Raw genomic sequence first — 20,844 nt, 5'->3', positions numbered from 1 at the left:
TCAGGTCTGCGCCATGTCCACGAATCGTGAGTAGTGGCCCTGGAAGGCGACGGTGATCGTCGCCGTCGGGCCGTTACGGTGCTTGGCCACGATCAGGTCGGCCTCGCCCGCGCGCGGCGACTCCTTCTCGTAGGCGTCCTCGCGGTGCAGCAGGATGACCATGTCGGCGTCCTGCTCGATCGATCCGGACTCACGCAGGTCGGACACCATCGGTTTCTTGTCGGTGCGCTGCTCGGGGCCACGGTTCAGCTGGGAGAGCGCGATGACCGGGATCTCCAGTTCCTTGGCCAGGAGCTTGAGGTTGCGGGACATGTCCGAGACCTCCTGCTGACGGCTCTCGGCCCGTTTGGAGCCGCCGGACTGCATCAGCTGAAGGTAGTCGATGACGACCAGCTTGAGGTCGTTGCGCTGCTTGAGCCGTCGGCACTTGGCGCGGATCTCCATCATCGACAGGTTCGGGGAGTCGTCGATGTAGAGCGGGGCAGCCGAGACGTCCGGCATCCGGCGGGCCAGACGGGTCCAGTCGTCGTCCGTCATCGTGCCGGACCGCATGTGGTGCAGCGCGACGCGGGCCTCGGCGGACAACAGGCGCATCGCGATCTCGTTGCGCCCCATTTCGAGCGAGAAGATGACGCTCGGCAGGTTGTTCTTGATCGAGGCGGCCCGCGCGAAGTCCAGCGCGAGCGTCGACTTGCCCATGGCGGGACGCGCGGCGATGACGATCATCTGGCCGGGGTGCAGCCCGTTGGTCAGCGAGTCGAAGTCCGTGAACCCCGTGGGGACACCGGTCATCTCGCCGCTGCGCGACCCGATCGCTTCGATCTCGTCGAGCGCGCCCTCCATGATGTCGCCGAGCGGCAGATAGTCCTCACTGGTGCGCTGCTCGGTGACGGCGTAGATCTCGGCCTGGGCGCGGTTGACGATCTCGTCGACGTCGTCGTCGGCCGCGTATCCCATCTGCGTGATCCGCGTGCCCGCCTCCACCAGGCGGCGCAGGACGGCACGCTCGTGCACGATCTCCGCGTAGTAGGCGGCGTTCGCGGCCGTCGGCACGGTCTGGACGAGGGTGTGCAGATACGAGGCCCCGCCGATCTTGTTGATCTCGCCGCGCTTGGTGAGCTCGGCGGCGATCGTGATGGGGTCGGCCGGCTCACCCTTGGCGTAGACGTCGAGGATGGCCTGGTAGACGGTCTCGTGGGCCGGCTTGTAGAAGTCGTGTCCCTTGAGGATCTCGACGACGTCGGCGATGGCGTCCTTGGACAGGAGCATGCCGCCGAGAACGGACTGCTCGGCATCCAGGTCCTGTGGCGGCACCCGCTCGAACGACGGTCCGCCACCGTCCCACGCACCGGTGTCCGGGCCGCGCTCGTGCTGCTCGTCGCGGCTGCGGCCCACGTCACCACGGCGGCGGGAAGCAGGGAGACGATCACTGGGACCGCTGTCGGCCCACGGGTCGTCCAAGGGCTCGGAAATGCTCACCGAGCCACCTCCTCCCGTCCGCCGAGCGGACCTCGCCGTGCTCGTCATTTCTACGGCACGGCACTGACAAATAAGACGCCCAACTCCGGTTCTGACGCGTCGGTTTTGTAAGGGTTCACATGCCGACGTACGGAGCAGGCGCCGGACCACCGTAGGCCCGCGGGCACCGTCAGCCAATCTGGTTATCCACAGGCCATGTGGACGACCGGCCAGATGCTGTGGAGAACTCCTCGAAACCTGTGCACGACCCGGTGGACAGCCCTGTGAACAAGCCCTCGTCACACTCAGAGAAACCTCTGTGAGCTGCACCTTTACCATCCACCGGCTGTGCAGAAGAAAAACTTTCCCCGGCGGACCAAGATCGCTTCGAACCGGACCCGAAACTGCACGCGTCAGGACGACAGGTAAGGGTCAGCTGAGCATTGCATCACTTACCTGTGGACGATTAGATTGGTGCCCATGACACAGGCCCCCGCGCGCTCCCGGACCGTCCGGCGCCAGCACGACCGAGAGATCATCGCGCTGGCCGTCCCGGCCTTCGGCGCGCTCGTCGCCGAGCCACTCTTCGTCATGGCCGACAGTGCGATCGTCGGGCATCTCGGCACCGCACAACTCGCCGGCCTCGGCATCGCGTCGGCCCTGCTCACCACGGCCGTCAGCGTCTTCGTCTTCCTCGCCTACGCCACCACGGCGGCCGTCGCACGACGTGTCGGGGCGGGCGATCTGCCGTCCGCCATCCGACAGGGCATGGACGGCATCTGGCTGGCGCTCCTGCTCGGCGCCGCCGTCATAGCCCTTGTCCTCCCGACGGCCCCGTCCCTCGTGGATCTCTTCGGCGCCTCCGACACCGCGGCCCCCTACGCCGTCACGTATCTGCGGATCTCCTCGCTCGGTATCCCTGCCATGCTCGTTGTGCTCGCCTCCACCGGTGTACTGCGCGGGCTGCAGAACACCCGGACCCCGCTCTACGTGGCCATCGCCGGCTTCGTCGCCAACGCCGTCCTCAATGTCGGTCTCGTCTACGGCGCCGACCTCGGTATCGCGGGCTCCGCCTGGGGCACGGTCATCGCCCAGTGCGGCATGGCCGCGGTGTACCTCTGGGTGGTTGTCCGCGGAGCTCGACGACACCGTGCTTCCCTGCGTCCCGACATCGCCGGGATCAGGGCTTCCGCTCAGGCCGGGGTGCCACTGCTGGTGCGCACTCTGTCACTCCGGGCGATCCTCATGATCGCCACGGCCGTGGCCGCTCGACTCGGTGACGCCGACATCGCGGCCCACCAGATCATTCTGTCTCTGTGGAGTCTGCTTGCCTTCGCCCTCGATGCCATCGCCATCGCGGGGCAAGCCATCATCGGGCGCTACCTCGGAGCCGGTGACGCGCAGGGCGCCCGCGATGCCTGCCGCAGAATGGTGGAGTGGGGCATCGCGGTCGGTGTCGTACTCGGTCTGCTCGTGGTGCTGTCCCGCCCGGCGTTTCTGCCCCTGTTCACCGGCGACGCCACGGTCAAGGACGCCGCTCTGCCCGCCCTAATGATCGTGGCCGTGTCACAGCCGATCTGCGGAGTGGTCTTCGTCCTGGACGGCGTCCTCATGGGTGCGGGCGACGGTCCGTATCTCGCCTGGGCGATGCTGCTCACCCTGGCGGTCTTCACTCCCGCGGCGCTACTGGTCCCTACGCTCGGCGGTGGACTCACCGCCCTGTGGGCGGCCATGACACTGATGATGGCGATGCGCATGGCGACCCTGTGGCTGCGTACTCGATCGGGGCGCTGGATCGTCACGGGCGCGACACGCTGACCGTTTCACGTGAAACGCGAGCACCACGTGGAAACGAGGCTCCGAAAAAGCCCACAAAGAGGGGGCCGCACCTCCCCGTCGGAAGGTGCGGCCCCCTCTCAGCGCTTCGGCGAGAGCAAGGCTCAGGCCGCGACGACCTCGATGCTGACCTTGGCGTCAACCTCGGGGTGCAGTCGCACGGACGTCTCGTGGGCGCCCAGGGTCTTGATCGGCGAACCGAGCTCGATACGGCGCTTGTCGACCTCGGGGCCACCGGCAGCCTTGATCGCCGAAGCGATGTCGGCCGGGGTGACGGAGCCGAAGAGACGACCGGCGTCGCCCGAGCGGACGGCCAGGCGGACCTTCACACCCTCGAGCTGGGCCTTCACCTGGTTGGCCTGCTCGATGGTCTGGATCTCGTGGATCTTGCGAGCACGACGGATCTGCTCGACGTCCTTCTCGCCGCCCTTGGTCCAGCGGATCGCGAACTTCCGCGGGATCAGGTAGTTACGAGCGTAGCCGTCCTTGACATCGACGACGTCGCCCGCGGCACCGAGGCCGGAGACCTCGTGGGTGAGGATGATCTTCATGTTTCGGTCACCCTTCCCTTATCGCGCGGTGGAGGTGTAGGGCAGCAGCGCCATCTCACGGCTGTTCTTCACGGCCGTGGCGACGTCACGCTGGTGCTGCGTGCAGTTGCCGGTCACGCGGCGGGCACGGATCTTGCCGCGGTCGGAAATGAACTTCCGCAGCATGTTCGTGTCCTTGTAGTCCACGTACGTGACCTTGTCCTTGCAGAATGCGCAGACCTTCTTCTTCGGCTTGCGCACAGGCGGCTTCGCCATGATGTTTCTCCTGTGTGATCAAGAAGTGTGGGTACGGCCCGCCTAGAAGGGGGGCTCGTCCGAGTAGCCGCCGCCGCTGCCGGAGCCACCGCCCCAGCCGCCGCCACCCTGGCCGCCACCGCCCTGGTTGCCACCGGCGGGAGCGCCGGTCGCCCAGGGGTCGTCGGCCGGAGCGCCGCCGCCCTGCTGGCCGCCGCCGGGGCCGCCGCCCCAGCCGCCGCCACCCTGGCCGCCGCCACTGCCGTAACCGCCCTGGCCACCGCGGCCCTGGCCCGAGGTCTTGGTGACCTTGGCCGTGGCACTGCGCAGGCTGGCGCCGACCTCGTCGACGTCCAGCTCGTAGACCGTGCGCTTGACGCCCTCACGGTCCTCGTAGGACCGCTGCTTCAGCCGGCCCTGCACGATGACGCGCATGCCTCGCTGGAGCGACTCGGCGACGTTCTCCGCCGCCTGGCGCCAGACCGAGCAGGTCAGGAAGAGGCTTTCGCCGTCCTTCCACTCGTTCGTCTGGCGGTCGAAGGTGCGGGGAGTGGACGCGACACGGAACTTCGCGACGGCCGCACCGGACGGGGTGAAGCGCAGCTCGGGGTCGTCGACAAGATTGCCGATGACCGTGATGACGGTCTCGCCTGCCATGGGGGAACCTCTCGGCGGGTTTGCTGCTGGCTGCTTGTGCTGCTACTCGAATCCCGAGATCAGCTGAGCGGAAGAGCTCAGTGGGTCTCGGGACGGAGGACCTTGGTCCGGAGGACCGACTCGTTCAGGTTCATCTGGCGGTCGAGCTCCTTGACGACCGCAGGCTCGGCCTGCAGGTCGATGACCGAGTAGATGCCCTCGGGCTTCTTCTTGATCTCGTACGAGAGACGACGACGGCCCCAGGTGTCGACCTTCTCGACCTTCCCGCCGCCATCACGGACGACGGAGAGGAAGTTCTCGATCAGCGGGGAGACAGCGCGCTCCTCGAGATCGGGGTCGAGGATGACCATCACCTCGTAGTGACGCATGTGGAACCCACCTCCTTTGGACTCAGCGGCCACGGTCGTTCCGTGGCAGGAGGGTTGCGATGCGTTGGCACCGGCATCTGTGAGTAAACCAGGCCCCACTGACAATCGGGCCTCCGAGGAGGTGGCCCGGCCGTGGAGGCAGCAGACACCAGTGCAGAAGGTACAGAGTACCCGCCTGGCCCCTTGCGGTTGAAATCCGCCGGTGAGGGGACACAATCGGTACTCAGCGGATGTGAAGGGCCAAGACGCACTGCCTTCGGCAGGAGGTTCCCCATGGCGCAGATCATGCGACCCGCCAAGCCCAGGACCGGCTTGCTGGCCACCGACGGAAAGCCGCACCCCGTCCAGGACACGCTGCTCGCCGTGTCGCTGGTGCTCGGAGTGCTCGCCCTCGTCACCGCCGGTTTCGGAGGGCTCCACATCCTGACCTCGTGGGCCGGGCTGCTGGGAGTCCTGGCCGGCGGATACGGTCAGTTCATCTCCGAGACGACGCGTCAGCGCTTCGGCCTGGTGCTGGGTCTCGGAGCCTCCGCGCTCGGCCTGTACTTCGGCATCTACCACGGCGGGCTGTTCGGCTGAGCCCCGGCCGCCGTCCTCCCCCCACCCGTACGCCGGACGGGGCGCTCACAGGGCGCAGTAGGCTTCGCGCGAGAGCCGGAGCCCCTGTACCCATGGGGACACACCAGCCCGAGGAGCGCCCCGAATGACCCTGACCCTGAGGACCATCAGTCGCGAGCAGCATCTGGCCTACATCCAGAGCCTGCCGGCGGCGAGTCACATGCAGGTCCCGGCCTGGGCGGACGTGAAGGCGGAATGGCGCTCGGAGAACCTCGGCTGGTTCGACGACCGGACCGGTGAGCTGGTCGGTGCGGGCCTCGTGCTCTACCGGCAGCTGCCCAAGATCAAGCGCTACCTCGCCTACCTCCCCGAGGGCCCGGTCATCAACTGGTTCGCGCCGAATCTCCAGGACTGGATGGAGCCGATGCTGGCGCACCTCAAGCAGCAGGGCGCCTTCTCGGTGAAGATGGGCCCGCCGGTGATCATCCGGCGCTGGGATGCCGCGTCCATCAAAAAGGGCATCCAGGACCCCGACGTCAAGCGCCTGCGTGACATAGAGGCCGACCACATCGAGCCGCGTGCCTTCGAGGTGGCCGACAAGCTGCGCCGCATGGGTTGGCAGCAGGGCGAGGACGGCGGCGCCGGCTTCGGTGACGTACAGCCTCGCTACGTCTTCCAGGTTCCGCTGGCCAACCGCTCCCTGGAAGAGGTGCACAAGAACTTCAACCAGCTGTGGCGCCGCAACATCAAGAAGGCCGAGAAGGCCGGTGTCGAGGTCGTCCAGGGCGGCTACTACGACCTCGAGGAGTGGCAGCGCCTGTACGAGATCACGGCCGTGCGCGATCGCTTCCGGCCGCGTCCGCTGTCGTACTTCCAGCGCATGTGGGCCGCGCTCAACAACGAGGACCCCAACCGCATGCGGCTGTACTTCGCCCGGCACAACGGGGTGAACCTTTCGGCGGCGACCATGCTGGTGGTCGGCGGACACGTCTGGTACTCGTACGGTGCCTCCGACAACATCGGTCGCGAGGTCCGCCCCTCGAACGCGATGCAGTGGGCCATGCTGCGCGATGCCTATGCCCTGGGCGCCACCGTCTACGACCTGCGCGGCATCTCCGACTCCCTGGACGAGAGCGACCACCTCTTCGGTCTGATCCAGTTCAAGGTCGGCACGGGCGGGCAGGCGGCCGAGTACCTCGGTGAGTGGGACTTCCCGCTGAACAAGCTCCTCCACAAGGCGCTCGACATCTACATGTCGCGCCGCTGATTCCCGTCCCCGGCTCCAGTAGCGTCGGTAGCGGCATCGCAGCTCCGACCGTCTCTTCCCCCTCTGACACACCGCAGCCACGAGAAAGGTCCCAGGTCCGGCCATGGCGCTCACGCTCTACGTCGACACCGCGCGCTGGCGGGCGCACCACAAGCACGTGCAGGAGCAGTTCCCCGGGCTGGTCCCGGTCTGCAAGGGCAACGGCTACGGCTTCGGCCACGAGCGGCTGGCGGAGGAGGCCACGCGCCTGGGCTCGGACGTGCTGGCCGTCGGCACGACGTACGAGGCCGCCCGGATCAAGGACTTCTTCGGCGGCGACCTGCTGGTGCTGACTCCGTACCGGCGCGGCGAGGAGCCCGTGCCGCTGCCCGACCGGGTCGTGCGCTCGGTGTCGTCCGTCGACGGCGTGTACGGCCTCGTGGGCGCGCGGGTGGTCATCGAGGTGATGTCCTCGATGAAGCGGCACGGCATCAGCGAGCAGGACCTGCCGCAGCTGCACGCCGCCATAGAGAACGTCCGGCTGGAGGGCTTCGCCATCCATCTGCCGCTGGACCGCACCGACGGTTCGGACGCCGTCGAGGAGGTCATCGGCTGGATGGACCGACTGCGCGCGGCCCGGCTGCCGCTGCACACGATGTTCGTCAGTCATCTCAAGGCCGACGAACTGGCCCGGCTGCAGCAGCAGTTCCCGCAGACCCGTTTCCGGGCCCGGATCGGAACGCGTCTGTGGCTGGGGGACCACGACGCCACCGAGTACCGCGGCGCGGTTCTGGACGTCACGCGCGTGAGCAAGGGCGAGCGCTTCGGCTACCGGCAGCAGAAGGCGGCCTCCGACGGTTACCTGGTGGTCGTGGCGGGCGGCACGTCGCACGGCGTGGGCCTGGAGGCCCCCAAGGCGTTGCACGGCGTCATGCCGCGCGCCAAGGGCGTCGCCCGGGCCGGCCTCGCCACGGTCAACCGCAACCTCTCGCCGTTCGTGTGGGGCGGCAAGCAGCGCTGGTTCGCGGAGCCGCCGCACATGCAGGTGTCGATCCTGTTCGTGCCCTCGGATGCGCCGGAGCCGACGGTGGGTGACGAGCTGGTGGCCCATCTGCGGCACACCACCACGCAGTTCGACCGGATCCTCGACCGCTAGCGAGAAGGCCGTACACGATGTCTCCGTGTACGGCCCCGACTCTTCGCCCGTTCGCTCAGAGCGAACCGCCTGTCTGCTTTTTCGTGCCCCACTCCACCTGTGGCCCCTCGAAGTGGGCCGCGGGCCGCTCGGTCCGGGCCGCGGGGCCCAGGGCGAAGACGTCCTGCGACCCATCGAGCACACCACCCGACGGGTCGTCGTCGCCCGCCCGCCGCACCGGGTCCCGGTCCGGCATCAGGATGTCGCGCACGACCATGCCGCACAGGAACAGCGTTCCCACCAAGTGCGCGCCGATGGCCCAGTGGTAACCGTCCACCGGCAGGCCCTTGTGGGCGTCACCGCTGGTCGTATAGGCGAGATACATCCAGATACCCAGGAAGTAGACCACCTCGCACGCCTGCCAGATCAGGAAGTCCCGCCACTTCGGCCGGGCCAGTGCGGCCAGCGGCACCAGCCACAGCACGTACTGCGGTGAGTAGACCTTGTTGGTGAGGATGAACGCCGCGACGATCAGGAAGGCGAGCTGAGCGAACCGCGGACGCCGGGGCGCGGTCAGCGTGAGCGCCGCGACGGCGCCGCAGCACAGCACCATCAGCAGCGTGGCGAGTGTGTTGACGGTCTCGGTGCTGGGCGGGTTGTCGGTGTTGCGGACCAGGATCAGCCAGAAGGACCCGAAATCGACGCCCCGTTCCTGACTGAACGTGTAGAACTTCGACCATCCGTCGAAGGCGAAGAGCATGACCGGCAGGTTCACCACGAGCCAGGCGACGGCCGCACCCCCCAGAGCCTTACCGAACTCCCGCCATTTGCCCGCACGCCAGCACAGCACGAGCAGCGGACCGAGGATCAGGAAGGGGTAGAGCTTGGCGGCCGTGGCCAGGCCCAGCAGAACACCGAACGCCAGCGAACGTCCCCGCGACCACATCAGGATCGCGGCGGACGTCAGGGCCACCGCCAGCAGGTCCCAGTTGACGGTGGCGGTCAGCGCGAAGGCGGGCGCGAGCGCGACCAACAGGCCGTCCCAGGGCCGCCGGGTGTGCGTGCGGGTCACGCAGACGGCGATGACGGCCGCGCACACCATGAGCATCCCGGCGTTGACCATCCAGTACCACTGCTCCTGGTCCTGGAGCGTGCCGCTGCCCGGGGTGAGCCAGGACGCGACCTCCATGAACACGCCGGTCAGCACCGGGTACTCGAGGTACTCCATGTCACCGGGGAGTCTGTCGAAGTACGGCACTAGCTCGTCGGCGAACCCGCGCGCCTGGTAGAGGTGCGGAATGTCCGAGTAGCAGGCATGCGTGTACTGGGAACTGGCGCCGAAGAACCAGGCCCCGTTGTAGCAGGGCGCCTTCTGGACCAGGCCGAGGGCGAAGATGCCGATCGCCACGAGCGCGATCACCCGCACGGGGGTCCACCAGGACGTGCCGAGCAGGGCATGCCGGCCGAGAGGGCCGCCGATCAGCTCGCTGCCGGCCGCAGCGACCGTGTCCTCCCTGGTCGGCTGCACCGGGTCCGGCTCGTGCACGGTTGCTGGCGTCGATTCTGCACTGGGCATGGGGCACATCCTGCCGTACGGGTCTGGGAATAAGCCGGGGCCGCCGCACCCTCGCTGGGTGCGGCGGCCCCTGTTTCACGTGAAACTTGTGAGTGTTTCACGTGAAACGCGCGCATGTCGGACTCTGTGACGGCTAACCGTTCGGGCCTGCGATGAAGCCGCCACCTCCGTGCTGGTTGCCTTTGCCGTCGTCCTCTTCCCCTGTCCCACTGGGCGACGTCGAAGGTGAGGGGCTGCCCTCCCAACCACCGGACTCGTTGCCGGCGGTGTCGTTGCCGCCGTTTTCCTGCCCGCCCTCGCAGTTCCAGCCGAAGACGCCGCAGGTGTTGCTCGCCGACGGTGAGGGAGCGGTCTCGCTGTGACTGGGCGACGGAGACGGAGACGGACTCGTCTTCTCCTCCTCCTTCGACTTGGAGGGCGAGGGAGACGGGCTCGGCGGCGGGGTGTCGTTGATGACCTCGCCGATGGGATCCGGCTTCGGGAACGTCTCCGGCTTCGTGCCCTTCAGCGCGTCTTCCATGTAGTCCCGCCAGATATGGGACGGGAAGGACGCACCATGGATCTCTCTCTCGCCGCCCGTTCCGTACATCTCCAGGAACGTGCGGTTCTTGATGGTCTCGTCGTCCGGGTAGCGGAACATGCTGATCGCGGTCGACAGCTGCGGGGTGTAGCCGACGAACCAGGCGGACTTGTTGCCGTCCGTGGTACCGGTCTTACCGGCCACCTCACGGCCGGGAAGCTGGGCGTTGGTACCCGTTCCCTCCTCGACGACGGTCTTCAGGACGTCCGTGACGTTGTCCGCGACCTTCGCGGTGAACGCCTGCTTGGTCTTGACCGTGTGCGTGTAGACCGTGCCGTCCTTGTTGGACACCTTGGTGACGGAGTACGGATCGCGCTGCTTGCCGCTCTCCGCGAAGGTGGCGTACGTGCCCGCCATGCGGATGGCACTCGGGTCCGAGACGCCGATGGAGAACGACGGGTAACCCGAGCCCGCCAGGCTGCCTTCCAGAAGCCCCGCGTCGACGGCGGCCTCCTTCACCTTGTCCAGGCCGACATCCATGCCGAGCTGTACGAAGGCGGAGTTCACGGACTCCCGCATGGCCTCGCGGAGGTCGATCTTGAAGTCCGGCGCCTTACCTACCGACTTCTCACCGTCGTTCTCCTGGCGCCACTGCTCACCCTTCTCGTTCTGCCAGATCGTCCCGTCGTATTCCTTGATCTTGAGGTCGTTCTCGCCGCTGTAGATGCTCTTCGGGGAGACGATGGTGCGTTCGTCCTGACCCTGGACCTCACCGCCCTCGGGGTCGCGCACACCCCACTTCATCGCCGCCGCGAGCACGAACGGCTTGAAGGTCGAACCGACCTGGGCACCGGTCACGTCGGCGTTGTTGGTGAAGTGCTTGGTCGCGTCCTGCCCACCGTAGATGGCCTTGATGGCACCCGTCTCGGGGTCCACCGACGCCCCGCCGAACTGCACATGGGTGTCCGTCTTGGGACGCTTCTCGGGGTCGATGTTCTTCTTGTAGACCTTGTTGACCGCGGCTTCGAGCTCATCGACCTTCTTCTTCTCGAAGGTCGTGTAGATCGAGTACCCGCCCTGCTCCAGCTGCTTCTGCGTGACCTTGCCGGTCTTGATCACGGAAGCCTTGGCCAGGTCCACGAGATAGCCGATCTGGCCGCCCAGCTGGGTGTTCGACCGCGGGTTCTCCCACTTGGGGAGATCGGTGTACTTGGCCCGTTCCTCCTGGCTGAGGTGCCCGTACTCCACCATCTTGTCGAGCGTGTCCTGCATCTGCCTCTTGGCACGCTCGCTGTTGGCCTTCGGGGTCGCCGCCGGGTCGATCGAGGTCGCGCCCGCCGGGTCGTAGTACGTGGCGCCCTTGAGCATCGCCGAGAGGAAGGCACACTGGCCGGCGTTGAGATCGACGGCGTCCACGTTGAAGTACGCCCGCGAGGCCGCCTGGATCCCGTAGGCGCCGCGGCCGTAGTACGCGGAGTTCAGGTAGCCCTCGAGGATCTTGTCCTTCGGCTCCTCGGCACCGACCTTGACCGAGACGAAGATCTCCTTGACCTTGCGGGAGATCGTCTGCGACTGGTCGTTCAGCATCGCGTTCTTCACGTACTGCTGGGTGATGGTGGAGCCACCCTGTGTATCGCCGCCCCTGGCCATGTTGAACACGGCGCGGGCGATGCCCTTGGGGTCGATGCCGTTGTCGTCGTAGAAGGTCTTGTTCTCCTGCGAGATGACGGCATTGCGCATCGCCTTGGGAATCTGCGCGAGATTGACGCTCTGCCGGTTGCGCTCACCGCCCGTGGCCACCATCTGGCTGCCGTCGGCCCAGTAGTAGACGTTGTTCTGCGCCGTGGCGGTCTCGCTGACGACGGGGACGCTCACCATGGCGTAGGCGATGCCCGCGGCGGCCACCATGGCGCCGAAGAAGGCGACGCACGATCCCGAGACGAGTTTCCACGAGGGCACCCAGCGGTGCCACCCGTCCTTGTCGCGGCGCGGGTAGTCGATCACCCGCTTCTTGCCGGGCGGTGCCGCGCGGCCCCGTCCGGCGCCTGCCGGACCGCCGGGAGCGGCCCGCCGGCCTCCGCGGCCCGGCTCCGCCGCTCTGCGGCGACCGCCTCCGCTCCGCTGTGCCGCGCGCCGTGCTTCGGCGCGGCTCCCGTACGAACGCTCCTCGTCCTCCGGACCGTACGAGCCGGACGGAGACCCTGTGGCGCCTCGCTGTGCCGCGCGGCGGCCGGAGGACGAGCCGGACTGGCCGCGTCGGGCCGCGACACGTCCGCCGCCCTGCGGCGGCGGCGGTTTGCGACGGTGCTCGCTCATCGAACGACTACTCCTCGGGCAGGCGCACCTTTGCGCGCCTGGAAAAGGCGGCTGGTTCTCGGTCCCCCCGAAGTACGGATGCGGCCCCTTCCGCATTCACCCGTACTGCACCGGGGAGAGGGACGCCCCCACGCGTCACTCGGTTCCCGGTGGTCTGCATGGCGCACAGACTACGCACCGGAAAAACCCCCGAGCTCCGAAGTTCACCTCAAATCAGGCAACTTGCTCGCGATGAAACCCCGATGTGACCCCGTTCACCCACACCCCTCTTGTCGCACGCGGAAGGTCGTTCTATCGTCGTGATGTATCGAGTCGATACATCAGCGCGGCATAAGGACGAGAGGAGGCGACGATGAGCCGACGTTCCGGCATCCTCGAGTTCGCCGTACTCGGCCTGCTCCGCGAATCCCCGATGCACGGCTATGAGCTGCGCAAACGGCTCAACACGTCACTGGGTGTGTTCCGGGCGTTCAGCTACGGGACGCTCTACCCCTGCCTCAAGACGCTGGTCGCCAACGGCTGGTTGATCGAGGAACCGGGGAACGTCGGCGAGGCCGCCGCATCCCTCACGGGACGCCGCGCCAAGATCGTCTACCGGTTGACGGCCGACGGTAAGGAACACTTCGAGCAGCTCCTCTCACAGACGGGACCGGACGCGTACGAGGACGAGACCTTCGCCGCTCGCTTCGCGTTCTTCGGGCAGACGTCGCGTGACGTACGCATGCGCGTACTCGAGGGCCGGCGCAGCCGGCTGGAGGAGCGCCTGGAGAAGATGCGTGCCTCTCTGGCCCGCACCCGGGAGCGACTCGACGACTACACGCTTGAGCTCCAGCGCCATGGAATGGAGTCCGTGGAGCGCGAAGTGCGCTGGCTGAACGAGCTCATCGAGAGCGAGCGGGCGGGGCGGGACCTGCGGGGTTCCGCTGCGGAGGGGACCGCTCAACAGGACACGACATCTGGAACGACGGGCGGCCTGCCCCGGTCCGGGGGAGACCCCCGGCCGGATACGCCCGGCGACACCGCCACGTGAGCGCCCAGTCAGGGCCTCACTCGTACACACAGGGAGCAACCGGAATGGGTTCGGTTCGCGTAGCCATCGTCGGTGTGGGCAACTGCGCCGCATCGCTGGTGCAGGGCGTCGAGTACTACAAGGACGCCGACCCGGCGTCCAAGGTCCCGGGCCTGATGCACGTCCAGTTCGGCGACTACCACGTCCGTGACATCGAGTTCGTCGCCGCCTTCGACGTGGACGCCAAGAAGGTCGGCCTGGACCTCGCGGACGCCATCGGCGCCTCCGAGAACAACACCATCAAGATCTGCGACGTGCCGAACAGCGGCGTCCAGGTCCAGCGTGGCCACACGCTCGACGGTCTCGGCAAGTACTACCGCGAGACCATCGAGGAGTCCGCCGAGGAGCCGGTGGACATCGTCCAGATCCTCAAGGACAAGCAGGTCGACGTCCTCGTCTGCTACCTGCCCGTCGGTTCCGAGGACGCGGCGAAGTACTACGCCCAGTGCGCCATCGACGCCAAGGTCGCCTTCGTCAACGCCCTCCCGGTCTTCATCGCCGGCACCAAGGAGTGGGCGGACAAGTTCACCGAGGCGGGCGTGCCGATCGTCGGTGACGACATCAAGTCGCAGGTCGGCGCCACCATCACGCACCGCGTCATGGCGAAGCTGTTCGAGGACCGGGGCGTCGTCCTGGACCGCACGATGCAGCTGAACGTCGGCGGCAACATGGACTTCAAGAACATGCTCGAGCGCGACCGCCTCGAGTCCAAGAAGATCTCCAAGACGCAGGCCGTCACCTCCCAGATCCCCGACCGGGACCTCGGCGAGAAGAACGTCCACATCGGCCCGTCCGACTACGTCGCCTGGCTGGACGACCGCAAGTGGGCCTACGTCCGCCTCGAGGGCCGTGCGTTCGGTGACGTCCCGCTGAACCTGGAGTACAAGCTCGAGGTCTGGGACTCCCCGAACTCCGCGGGTGTCATCATCGACGCCCTGCGCGCCGCGAAGATCGCCAAGGACCGGGGCATCGGCGGTCCGATCCTGTCGGCGTCGAGCTACTTCATGAAGTCCCCGCCGGTCCAGTACTTCGACGACGAGGCCCGTACCAACGTCGAGAAGTTCATCGCCGGCGAGGTCGAGCGCTGACGAACGCGGACTTCGGTCCGCCGGAGGTCCCCGGGTCGATGACCCGGGGACCTTTCCCGTATGTGAGGCTGTGCCCCATGGCCGTCGTCCGTGACCTGCGCATCCTGCTGCGCCTGAAGGGGTTTCGACGCCTGCTCACCGTGCGCCTGCTCTCCCAGGGCGCCGACGGCGTCTACCAGGTCGCGCTCGCCACCTACGTCGTCTTCTCCCCGGAGAAACAGACCTCGCCCGCCGCGATCGCCTCGGCCATGGCGGTTCTGCTGCTTCCCTACTCCTTGGTGGGGCCCTTCGCCGGCGTCCTGCTGGACCGCTGGCGCCGCCGCCAGGTCTTTCTGTACGGCAACCTGCTGCGCGCCGCGCTGGCCTCGGTGACGGCCGTGCTGATGGTCGCCTCCGTCCCGGACTGGCTCTTCTACGTCTCCGCTCTCTGTGTCACCGCCGTCAACCGCTTCGTGCTCGCGGGCCTGTCCGCAGCGCTGCCGCGCGTGGTCGACACCGAGCGACTGGTGATCGCCAACTCGCTCTCCCCGACCGCCGGCACCCTGGCCGCGACGGCGGGCGGCGGCCTCGCCCTCGCCGTACGCCTCGTGATCGCGGACTCCGATGCCGCCGTGGTGCTGCTCGGAGCCGCCCTGTATCTGTGCGGTGCGCTGGCGTCGCTGCGCATCGCCGTGGAACTGCTGGGTCCCGACCGGTCGCTCGTACCGCCCCGGCTGGCCTCGGCTCTGGCCGGCACCGCCCGCGACCTGGCCGCGGGAGTACGCCATCTCGCCGCCCCGGCACGCCGGGAAGCGGCGTGGTCGCTCGCGGGCATGGCGCTGATGCGGTTCTGCTACGGCGCTCTGCTGGTCATGCTGCTGATGCTGTGCCGGTACGCCCTGACCTCGGACACGGACGAGGGGCTGGCCCTGCTGGGGCTGGCGCTGGGTGTCTCCGGAGCAGGCTTCTTCACGGCTGCGGTGGTCACTCCCTGGGCGGCGGGACGGCTCGGGCCCGGCCGGTGGATGGCCGTGTGCGCGGGGGCCGCCGCGGTCCTGGTGCCGGCTCTCGGCCTGCCGTTCGCCACCGTGCCGCTGCTCTTCGCGGCGTTCGTCCTGGGCCTGACGACACAGGGTGCGAAGATCGCGACCGACACGGTCGTGCAGTCCACGGTCGACGATGCCTTCCGTGGCCGGATCTTTTCCGTCTATGACGTGCTCTTCAACGTCGCCTTCGTCGGCGCCGCCGGGGTGGCCGCGCTGATGCTGCCACCGGACGGCCGATCCGTGGCGCTGATCGTAACGATGTCAGTGGGCTACGCAGTAGTTGCGGCGACTATGGCCCGGTTTGAGGGCCAGTAAGTGTCACATCAATGCCACAGAGCCCCACTGGACTACAGAGTTGCCAGCGAGGCCCGATAGCTTACGTGCGTCTTACTCGCGTCATGTTCGCGACACGCACCTATGTTTGAGGGGGACCCCCAGTGACTACTCCGCCGCCCCAGGGCAATCCGTTCGCGCAGGGCCAGCCGCAGGCTCCGCAACAGCCACAGGGGCAGAACCCCTTCGCTCAGGGCCAGCCGGGCTTCCCGCAGCAGCCCGGTCAGCCCGGGTTCCCCCAGCAGGGTGCGCCGTACGCCCCGGTTCCGCCGCAGCCGGCCCGCCGCAAGCCTAGCTTCAAGACGATCAAGAACATCGTCATCGCCGTGGTCGTCGTCGGTGTGGCCGTCGGCGGTTACATCGCCAGCCGGGACGACGCCGACCAGGCCGGCGTGGGCGACTGCCTCAAGTCCGCGTCATCGTCCTCGGACCGCATGGAGGTCGTGGACTGCTCCTCCTCGGAGGCCGAGGGCAAGGTGCTCAAGAAGGTGAAGGGACACTACTCGCAGCTCACCGCCGAGACCGAGTGCCGCAAGGTCGACGGAGCCACTGGGTTCTACGCGGAAACCGGGGACGGAGAAGAGTTCCTGCTCTGCCTCGGCGACGCCTGAGCCGACCGACCTCTCCCTCCCGGACATGTTTCACGTGAAACATCCCGGCCGAAGGCAGCCTCGCTGTCGCCGCCATGACGGGGGAAGGTGAGTCGCGGAGCACAGCAGGTCGTTCCGGCAGCGGACCCGGGTGCCGCACGCCACTCATCCCTACGCCGCCCCTGCGTGCTGCTCCCACCACTCCTTGAGGGCCGCCACCGCCGCGTCGTACTCCATCGGCCCGTTCTCCAAACGGAGCTCCAGCATCTGCTTGTAGGCCTGGCCGACGGCCGGTCCGGGGCCAATGCCGAGGATCTCCATGATCTGGTTGCCGTCCAGGTCCGGGCGGATCGCGTCCAGCTCCTCCTGCTCCTGCAGCTGCGCGATCCGCTCCTCCAACCCGTCGTAGGCCCGCGAAAGGGCCGCGGCCTTGCGCTTGTTACGGGTCGTGCAGTCCGAGCGGGTCAGCTTGTGGAGCCGGTCGAGCTGCGGACCGGCGTCCCGGACGTAGCGACGGACCGCGGAGTCCGTCCACTCACCCGTGCCGTAACCGTGGAAGCGCAGGTGCAGTTCGACCAGGCGCGAGACGTCCTTCACCAGGTCGTTGGAGTACTTCAGCGCGGTCATGCGCTTCCTCGTCATCTTGGCCCCGACCACTTCGTGGTGGTGGAACGAGACCCGCCCGTCCTTCTCGAAGCGACGCGTGCGCGGCTTACCGATGTCGTGCAGCAGAGCAGCCAGGCGGAGGGTCAGGTCGGGCCCCTCGCTCTCCAGGGCCATCGCCTGCTCCAGGACGATGAGCGTGTGGTCGTAGACGTCCTTGTGCCGGTGGTGCTCGTCACGCTCCAGCCGCAGGGCCGGCAGTTCGGGCAGAACCCGCTCGGCGAGGCCGGTGTCCACCAGCAGGGTCAGCCCCTTGCGCGGGTGCGCGGAGAGGATGAGCTTGTTCAGCTCGTCCCGGACTCGCTCGGCCGAGACGATGTCGATCCGCCCGGCCATGTCCTTCATCGCGGCGACGACCTCGGGAGCCACCTCGAAGTCGAGCTGCGCGGCGAACCGAGCGGCCCGCATCATCCGGAGCGGATCGTCCGAGAAGGACTCCTCCGGAGTCCCCGGAGTACGCAGCAGCCGGGCAGCGAGGTCGTCGAGCCCTCCGTGCGGATCGATGAACTCCTTCTCCGGCAACGCGACGGCCATGGCGTTCACGGTGAAGTCCCTCCGGACGAGATCCTCCTCGATGGAGTCGCCGTAGGAGACCTCGGGCTTACGCGAGGTGCGGTCGTAGGCCTCCGACCGGTAGGTGGTCACCTCGATCTGGTAGCCGTCCTTCTGGGCCCCGACCGTGCCGAAGGCGATGCCGACCTCCCAGACGGCGTCCGCCCACGGCCGCACGATCTTCAGGACGTCCTGCGGGCGGGCGTCGGTCGTGAAGTCCAGGTCGTTGCCGAGCCGGCCGAGCAACGCGTCCCGGACCGAGCCGCCGACCAGGGCAAGAGAGAACCCGGCCTCCTGGAAGCGGCGGGCGAGGTCGTCGGCGACAGGGGCCACCCGCAGCGGTTCACTCACCGCACGGTGCTGCGCCTGACTCGGGGCACTGGGGTTGACTTCGTTGGCGTTCGGCACAACAGAACAGGGTACGTGGCCCGCGCGGACACCGGCGCCCTCATTGATCGCGCACCGGGTCTCTTCCTTTTCCCACGCCCCCTTATAGGGGCACATACGGGACAGCGCCGTTCACCACCGGATCTTGTGGCGTACGCCGCGGCACTTCCCCTCGGCGCGCATCGTTACCATGCGTGGACGCACATTCCGACGACCACTGACGACGACGAGGGACGGGCGAGCGCGTGGCCGAGGCGGCAGACTTCCAGGGGACCAGTCCCTCACCTGCCCGCCGGTGGCTACGGCGCACCACGGCGCTGATCGCCGGGGCGCCTCTCCTGGCCGGCCTGGTCCAGCTGCCGGCGGGCCCGGCACACGCCGACGGGCAGTCCTCCGCCAAGACCGACTCCGACTCGGGCTCGGTCGCCGTCGCCGTCGACTCGCTCACCCCCTCCGTCCCCACGGACGGGGACACGGTGACCGTGTCCGGCACCGTGACCAACAACGGCAAGCGCACGGTCACCGACGCCCACGTGGGCCTGCGCCTGGGCGCCGAGGTCAACACCCGCTCGGCCGTCGACCAGATCGCCAAGGACAGCGACGATCTCCAGGAGGCCATCGCCCCGGAGATCGACGACAAGTACACCGAGAAGTTCTCGAAGCTCACCCCCGGCGTCGCCGAGCACTTCAACATCTCCGTCCCGGTCGACGACCTGGACCTCGGTGAGGACGGTGTCTACGAATTCGCCGTCTCGCTCTCCGGACAGACCTCGGCACAGCCGTGGGAGCAGATCCTCGGCATCCAGCGCACCTTCCTGCCCTGGCAGCCCGAGGCGGCCGACCCCAGGACGAAGACCACGGCTCTGTGGCCACTCGTCTCGACCACGCACATGGCCGCCGAGACGGGACCGAACGAGGAGCAGACACCGGTCTTCCTCAACGACGACCTGGCCAAGGAGATCTCCCCTGGGGGCCGTCTGAACCAGATGGTGACGCTGGGCAAGGACCTCGACGTCACCTGGGTGGTCGACCCGGACCTCCTGGCGTCCGTCGACGCGATGACGGGCAGCTACCGCGTCCGGGACGGGGACACGACCACCGCCGGCACCCACCAGGACATCGCCAAGGAATGGCTCGCCGAACTGCAGGACGCGGTGGCCGACAAGGAGGTCGTCGCCCTTCCCTTCGCCGACCCGGACCTGGCGTCCCTCGCCCACAACGGCAGGGACGTCACCGGCTCGCTGAGCCAGCTGAAGGACGCCACGGACGTCATCACCAACACGGTCGAGCCGATCCTCCACGTGAAACCGAGCACCGACTTCGCCTGGCCGGTGAACGGTGCCGTCGACCGGTCGATCGTCAAGGTCGCCACCTCTGCCGGTGCCGACAAGGTGATCGCCCGCAGCGACAGCCTCAAGGAGACCCACGGTCTGCCGTACACGCCCTCCGCGGCCCGCCCCATCGGAGGCGGCACGACGGCCGTCGTCGCCGACGCCCGGCTGTCCACGGCGTTCGAGGGCGACCTGACGAAAGCCTCCGCGTCCACACTCGCGGTGCAGCGGTTCCTCGCCCAGAGCCTGGCCCTCGGCCAGCAGACCGGCAAGCAGCGCAGCATCGTCGTCGCCCCGCAACGCACACCCTCCGGCAGCCAGGCACGAGCCATGGCCGAGGCGCTGAGGGCGCTCCAAGGCGGCACCTGGTCGGAGTCCCAGAAGCTGGCGGCCGCCGCCGCCGCCAAGCCGGACCCCGACGCCACCACGAAGGTGCCGGGCACCTCCTCCTACCCCTCGGCCCTGCGCAAGAAGGAACTGCCCCGGTCGGCGTTCGTGCAGACCACGCGGACACAGGACAAGCTCGCCAAGTTCCAGGTCGTCCTGTCGAACCCGTCCCGGGTCGTGACCCCCTTCGGACGCGCCCTGAACCGCGAGATGTCCGCGTCGTGGCGGGGCCGGGCCGCCGAAGCGGAGTCGTTCCGCGCCGACGTGAAGACGTACCTCGACGGGCTGACCGGCCGGGTCGGACTGATCGACAAGTCGGAGACGAAGCTCTCCGGCCGCAGCGCCACGATTCCCGTGACGGTGCAGAACAACCTGGTGCAGGATGTCGGCCCCCTGGTCCTGCGGCTCACCTCGACCAACCCGACACGTCTCGAGATCGGTGGCGCCGCCTACCAGGAGCAGCCGGTCTCCGTCTCCGGCGGCCACAGCCAGTCGGTGAAGTTCACCACGTCTGCCAACGCCAACGGCCGGGCGACGGTGATCGCCCAGCTGTACACGATGGACGGACGGAAGTACGGCGATCCCGTCACCTTCGACGTGAAGGTCACCGAGATCACAGCCACCGTGATGCTCGTCATCGGCGGCGGTGTCCTGCTTCTCGTGCTCGCCGGCTTCCGGATGTACACGCAGCGCAAGCGGGCCGCCGGCCGCGAGGCCGAGAAGAGCGAGCCCGGCGAGGCTCGGGAGGCCGAAAACCCCGAGGACGGCCCGGAGAACCCCGAAGGTTCCGAGGAACGTCTCGAGGAGGAGTCCGAGGCACGCCCCCGGGCAGGCGACCCGGAGCAGCCGAGTGACCCGGCGCCGGACACCGCAGCGGAAAACGGCGACCCGTCCGGCACGGGTGAGAGAGTGGACCGTTGAGATGTCGTGGCCGGTCGGCCCGGGACGATGAGGTGGGGTAACC

At 68.0% G+C, this 20,844-nt stretch carries 17 protein-coding genes; 9 read left to right on the top strand and 8 right to left on the bottom strand.

Going from position 1 to position 20,844, the window contains the following annotated elements; translation table 11 throughout:
- Complete coding sequence (gene dnaB / locus RM812_RS05670; protein WP_311571280.1) at nt 1–1,479, bottom strand: replicative DNA helicase; 1,479 nt, start codon at nt 1,477–1,479, stop codon at nt 1–3.
- 459 nt (nt 1,480–1,938) lie between these two features.
- Between dnaB and RM812_RS05665 the strand changes: the two genes are divergently transcribed.
- On the top strand, nt 1,939–3,276 hold the full coding sequence (locus RM812_RS05665; RefSeq protein ID WP_311571279.1) for an MATE family efflux transporter: 1,338 nt from the start codon (nt 1,939–1,941) through the stop codon (nt 3,274–3,276).
- A 122-nt stretch (nt 3,277–3,398) separates the two neighbouring features.
- On the opposite strand, the gene rplI is transcribed toward RM812_RS05665, so the two are convergent.
- From rplI to rpsF, 4 genes are all read right to left on the bottom strand, one after another.
- Nucleotides 3,399–3,845 (bottom strand): 50S ribosomal protein L9, encoded by a 447-nt coding sequence (gene rplI / locus RM812_RS05660; RefSeq protein ID WP_217142174.1) that lies wholly within the window; start codon nt 3,843–3,845, stop codon nt 3,399–3,401.
- An 18-nt stretch (nt 3,846–3,863) separates the two neighbouring features.
- A complete protein-coding gene (gene rpsR / locus RM812_RS05655) occupies nt 3,864–4,100 on the bottom strand; it encodes a 30S ribosomal protein S18 (protein WP_003949403.1) in 237 nt (78 codons plus the stop codon).
- Between the two features lie 42 nt (nt 4,101–4,142).
- Nucleotides 4,143–4,736, bottom strand: a complete 594-nt coding sequence (locus RM812_RS05650; RefSeq protein WP_311571278.1) for a single-stranded DNA-binding protein — start codon at nt 4,734–4,736, stop codon at nt 4,143–4,145.
- A 77-nt stretch (nt 4,737–4,813) separates the two neighbouring features.
- The gene (rpsF, locus tag RM812_RS05645; protein WP_004985983.1) at nt 4,814–5,104 is read right to left on the bottom strand and encodes a 30S ribosomal protein S6; all 291 of its coding nucleotides are present in this window, start codon (nt 5,102–5,104) and stop codon (nt 4,814–4,816) included.
- A gap of 273 nt (nt 5,105–5,377) precedes the next feature.
- Between rpsF and RM812_RS05640 the strand changes: the two genes are divergently transcribed.
- The 3 genes from RM812_RS05640 (at nt 5,378) to RM812_RS05630 (ending at nt 8,064) form a co-directional block, all read left to right on the top strand.
- Entirely contained in the window at nt 5,378–5,683 is a 306-nt protein-coding gene (locus tag RM812_RS05640; RefSeq protein WP_311571277.1) for a hypothetical protein, read from the top strand.
- Nucleotides 5,684–5,807: 124 nt separating this feature from the next.
- Nucleotides 5,808–6,929, top strand: coding sequence for a peptidoglycan bridge formation glycyltransferase FemX (femX, locus tag RM812_RS05635; RefSeq protein WP_311571276.1), 1,122 nt, complete (start codon nt 5,808–5,810; stop codon nt 6,927–6,929).
- A 103-nt stretch (nt 6,930–7,032) separates the two neighbouring features.
- Nucleotides 7,033–8,064: an alanine racemase gene (locus RM812_RS05630; RefSeq protein WP_311571275.1), complete on the top strand. Its 1,032-nt coding sequence runs from the start codon at nt 7,033–7,035 to the stop codon at nt 8,062–8,064.
- A gap of 55 nt (nt 8,065–8,119) precedes the next feature.
- On the opposite strand, the gene RM812_RS05625 is transcribed toward RM812_RS05630, so the two are convergent.
- Both RM812_RS05625 and RM812_RS05620 read right to left on the bottom strand, forming a co-directional pair.
- Nucleotides 8,120–9,628, bottom strand: coding sequence for a glycosyltransferase family 87 protein (locus tag RM812_RS05625; RefSeq protein WP_311571274.1), 1,509 nt, complete (start codon nt 9,626–9,628; stop codon nt 8,120–8,122).
- A gap of 124 nt (nt 9,629–9,752) precedes the next feature.
- The gene (locus RM812_RS05620) at nt 9,753–12,455 is read right to left on the bottom strand and encodes a transglycosylase domain-containing protein (RefSeq protein ID WP_311571273.1); all 2,703 of its coding nucleotides are present in this window, start codon (nt 12,453–12,455) and stop codon (nt 9,753–9,755) included.
- A 352-nt stretch (nt 12,456–12,807) separates the two neighbouring features.
- Here RM812_RS05620 and RM812_RS05615 point away from each other — a divergent pair, with 352 nt between their 5' ends.
- From RM812_RS05615 to RM812_RS05600, 4 genes are all read left to right on the top strand, one after another.
- The gene (locus RM812_RS05615; protein WP_311571272.1) at nt 12,808–13,485 is read left to right on the top strand and encodes a PadR family transcriptional regulator; all 678 of its coding nucleotides are present in this window, start codon (nt 12,808–12,810) and stop codon (nt 13,483–13,485) included.
- A 44-nt stretch (nt 13,486–13,529) separates the two neighbouring features.
- Complete coding sequence (locus RM812_RS05610) at nt 13,530–14,612, top strand: inositol-3-phosphate synthase (protein WP_311571271.1); 1,083 nt, start codon at nt 13,530–13,532, stop codon at nt 14,610–14,612.
- 77 nt (nt 14,613–14,689) lie between these two features.
- Nucleotides 14,690–15,952 (top strand): MFS transporter, encoded by a 1,263-nt coding sequence (locus tag RM812_RS05605; protein ID WP_311571270.1) that lies wholly within the window; start codon nt 14,690–14,692, stop codon nt 15,950–15,952.
- 122 nt (nt 15,953–16,074) lie between these two features.
- Nucleotides 16,075–16,581: an LppU/SCO3897 family protein gene (locus tag RM812_RS05600; RefSeq protein ID WP_311571269.1), complete on the top strand. Its 507-nt coding sequence runs from the start codon at nt 16,075–16,077 to the stop codon at nt 16,579–16,581.
- Between the two features lie 150 nt (nt 16,582–16,731).
- Here the strand turns inward: RM812_RS05600 and RM812_RS05595 are convergent, their stop codons facing one another.
- Nucleotides 16,732–18,183 (bottom strand): CCA tRNA nucleotidyltransferase, encoded by a 1,452-nt coding sequence (locus tag RM812_RS05595; RefSeq protein ID WP_311571268.1) that lies wholly within the window; start codon nt 18,181–18,183, stop codon nt 16,732–16,734.
- A 224-nt stretch (nt 18,184–18,407) separates the two neighbouring features.
- Between RM812_RS05595 and RM812_RS05590 the strand changes: the two genes are divergently transcribed.
- A complete protein-coding gene (locus tag RM812_RS05590) occupies nt 18,408–20,801 on the top strand; it encodes a DUF6049 family protein (RefSeq protein ID WP_311571267.1) in 2,394 nt (797 codons plus the stop codon).
- Nucleotides 20,802–20,844 lie beyond the last annotated feature (43 nt).

Origin of the sequence: Streptomyces lancefieldiae (assembly GCF_031845825.1) — a bacterium.
Lineage (GTDB): Bacteria > Actinomycetota > Actinomycetes > Streptomycetales > Streptomycetaceae > Streptomyces > Streptomyces lancefieldiae.
The sequence above is the reverse complement of the archived record's forward strand: the minus strand, read 5'-3'. Positions and strand labels throughout refer to the sequence as shown.

Bases quoted from the DNA above. Each gene is read 5' to 3' on its own strand.
- RM812_RS05650 (WP_311571278.1), bottom strand. From the start codon at position 4,736: ATGGCAGGCGAGACCGTCATCACGGTCATCGGCAATCTTGTCGACGAC.
- rpsF (WP_004985983.1), bottom strand. From the start codon at position 5,104: ATGCGTCACTACGAGGTGATGGTCATCCTCGACCCCGATCTCGAGGAG.
- rpsR (WP_003949403.1), bottom strand. From the start codon at position 4,100: ATGGCGAAGCCGCCTGTGCGCAAGCCGAAGAAGAAGGTCTGCGCATTC.
- RM812_RS05625 (WP_311571274.1), bottom strand. From the start codon at position 9,628: ATGTGCCCCATGCCCAGTGCAGAATCGACGCCAGCAACCGTGCACGAG.
- RM812_RS05605 (WP_311571270.1), top strand. From the start codon at position 14,690: ATGGCCGTCGTCCGTGACCTGCGCATCCTGCTGCGCCTGAAGGGGTTT.
- RM812_RS05615 (WP_311571272.1), top strand. From the start codon at position 12,808: ATGAGCCGACGTTCCGGCATCCTCGAGTTCGCCGTACTCGGCCTGCTC.
- rplI (WP_217142174.1), bottom strand. From the start codon at position 3,845: ATGAAGATCATCCTCACCCACGAGGTCTCCGGCCTCGGTGCCGCGGGC.
- femX (WP_311571276.1), top strand. From the start codon at position 5,808: ATGACCCTGACCCTGAGGACCATCAGTCGCGAGCAGCATCTGGCCTAC.
- RM812_RS05610 (WP_311571271.1), top strand. From the start codon at position 13,530: ATGGGTTCGGTTCGCGTAGCCATCGTCGGTGTGGGCAACTGCGCCGCA.
- RM812_RS05665 (WP_311571279.1), top strand. From the start codon at position 1,939: ATGACACAGGCCCCCGCGCGCTCCCGGACCGTCCGGCGCCAGCACGAC.
- RM812_RS05630 (WP_311571275.1), top strand. From the start codon at position 7,033: ATGGCGCTCACGCTCTACGTCGACACCGCGCGCTGGCGGGCGCACCAC.
- RM812_RS05620 (WP_311571273.1), bottom strand. From the start codon at position 12,455: ATGAGCGAGCACCGTCGCAAACCGCCGCCGCCGCAGGGCGGCGGACGT.
- RM812_RS05640 (WP_311571277.1), top strand. From the start codon at position 5,378: ATGGCGCAGATCATGCGACCCGCCAAGCCCAGGACCGGCTTGCTGGCC.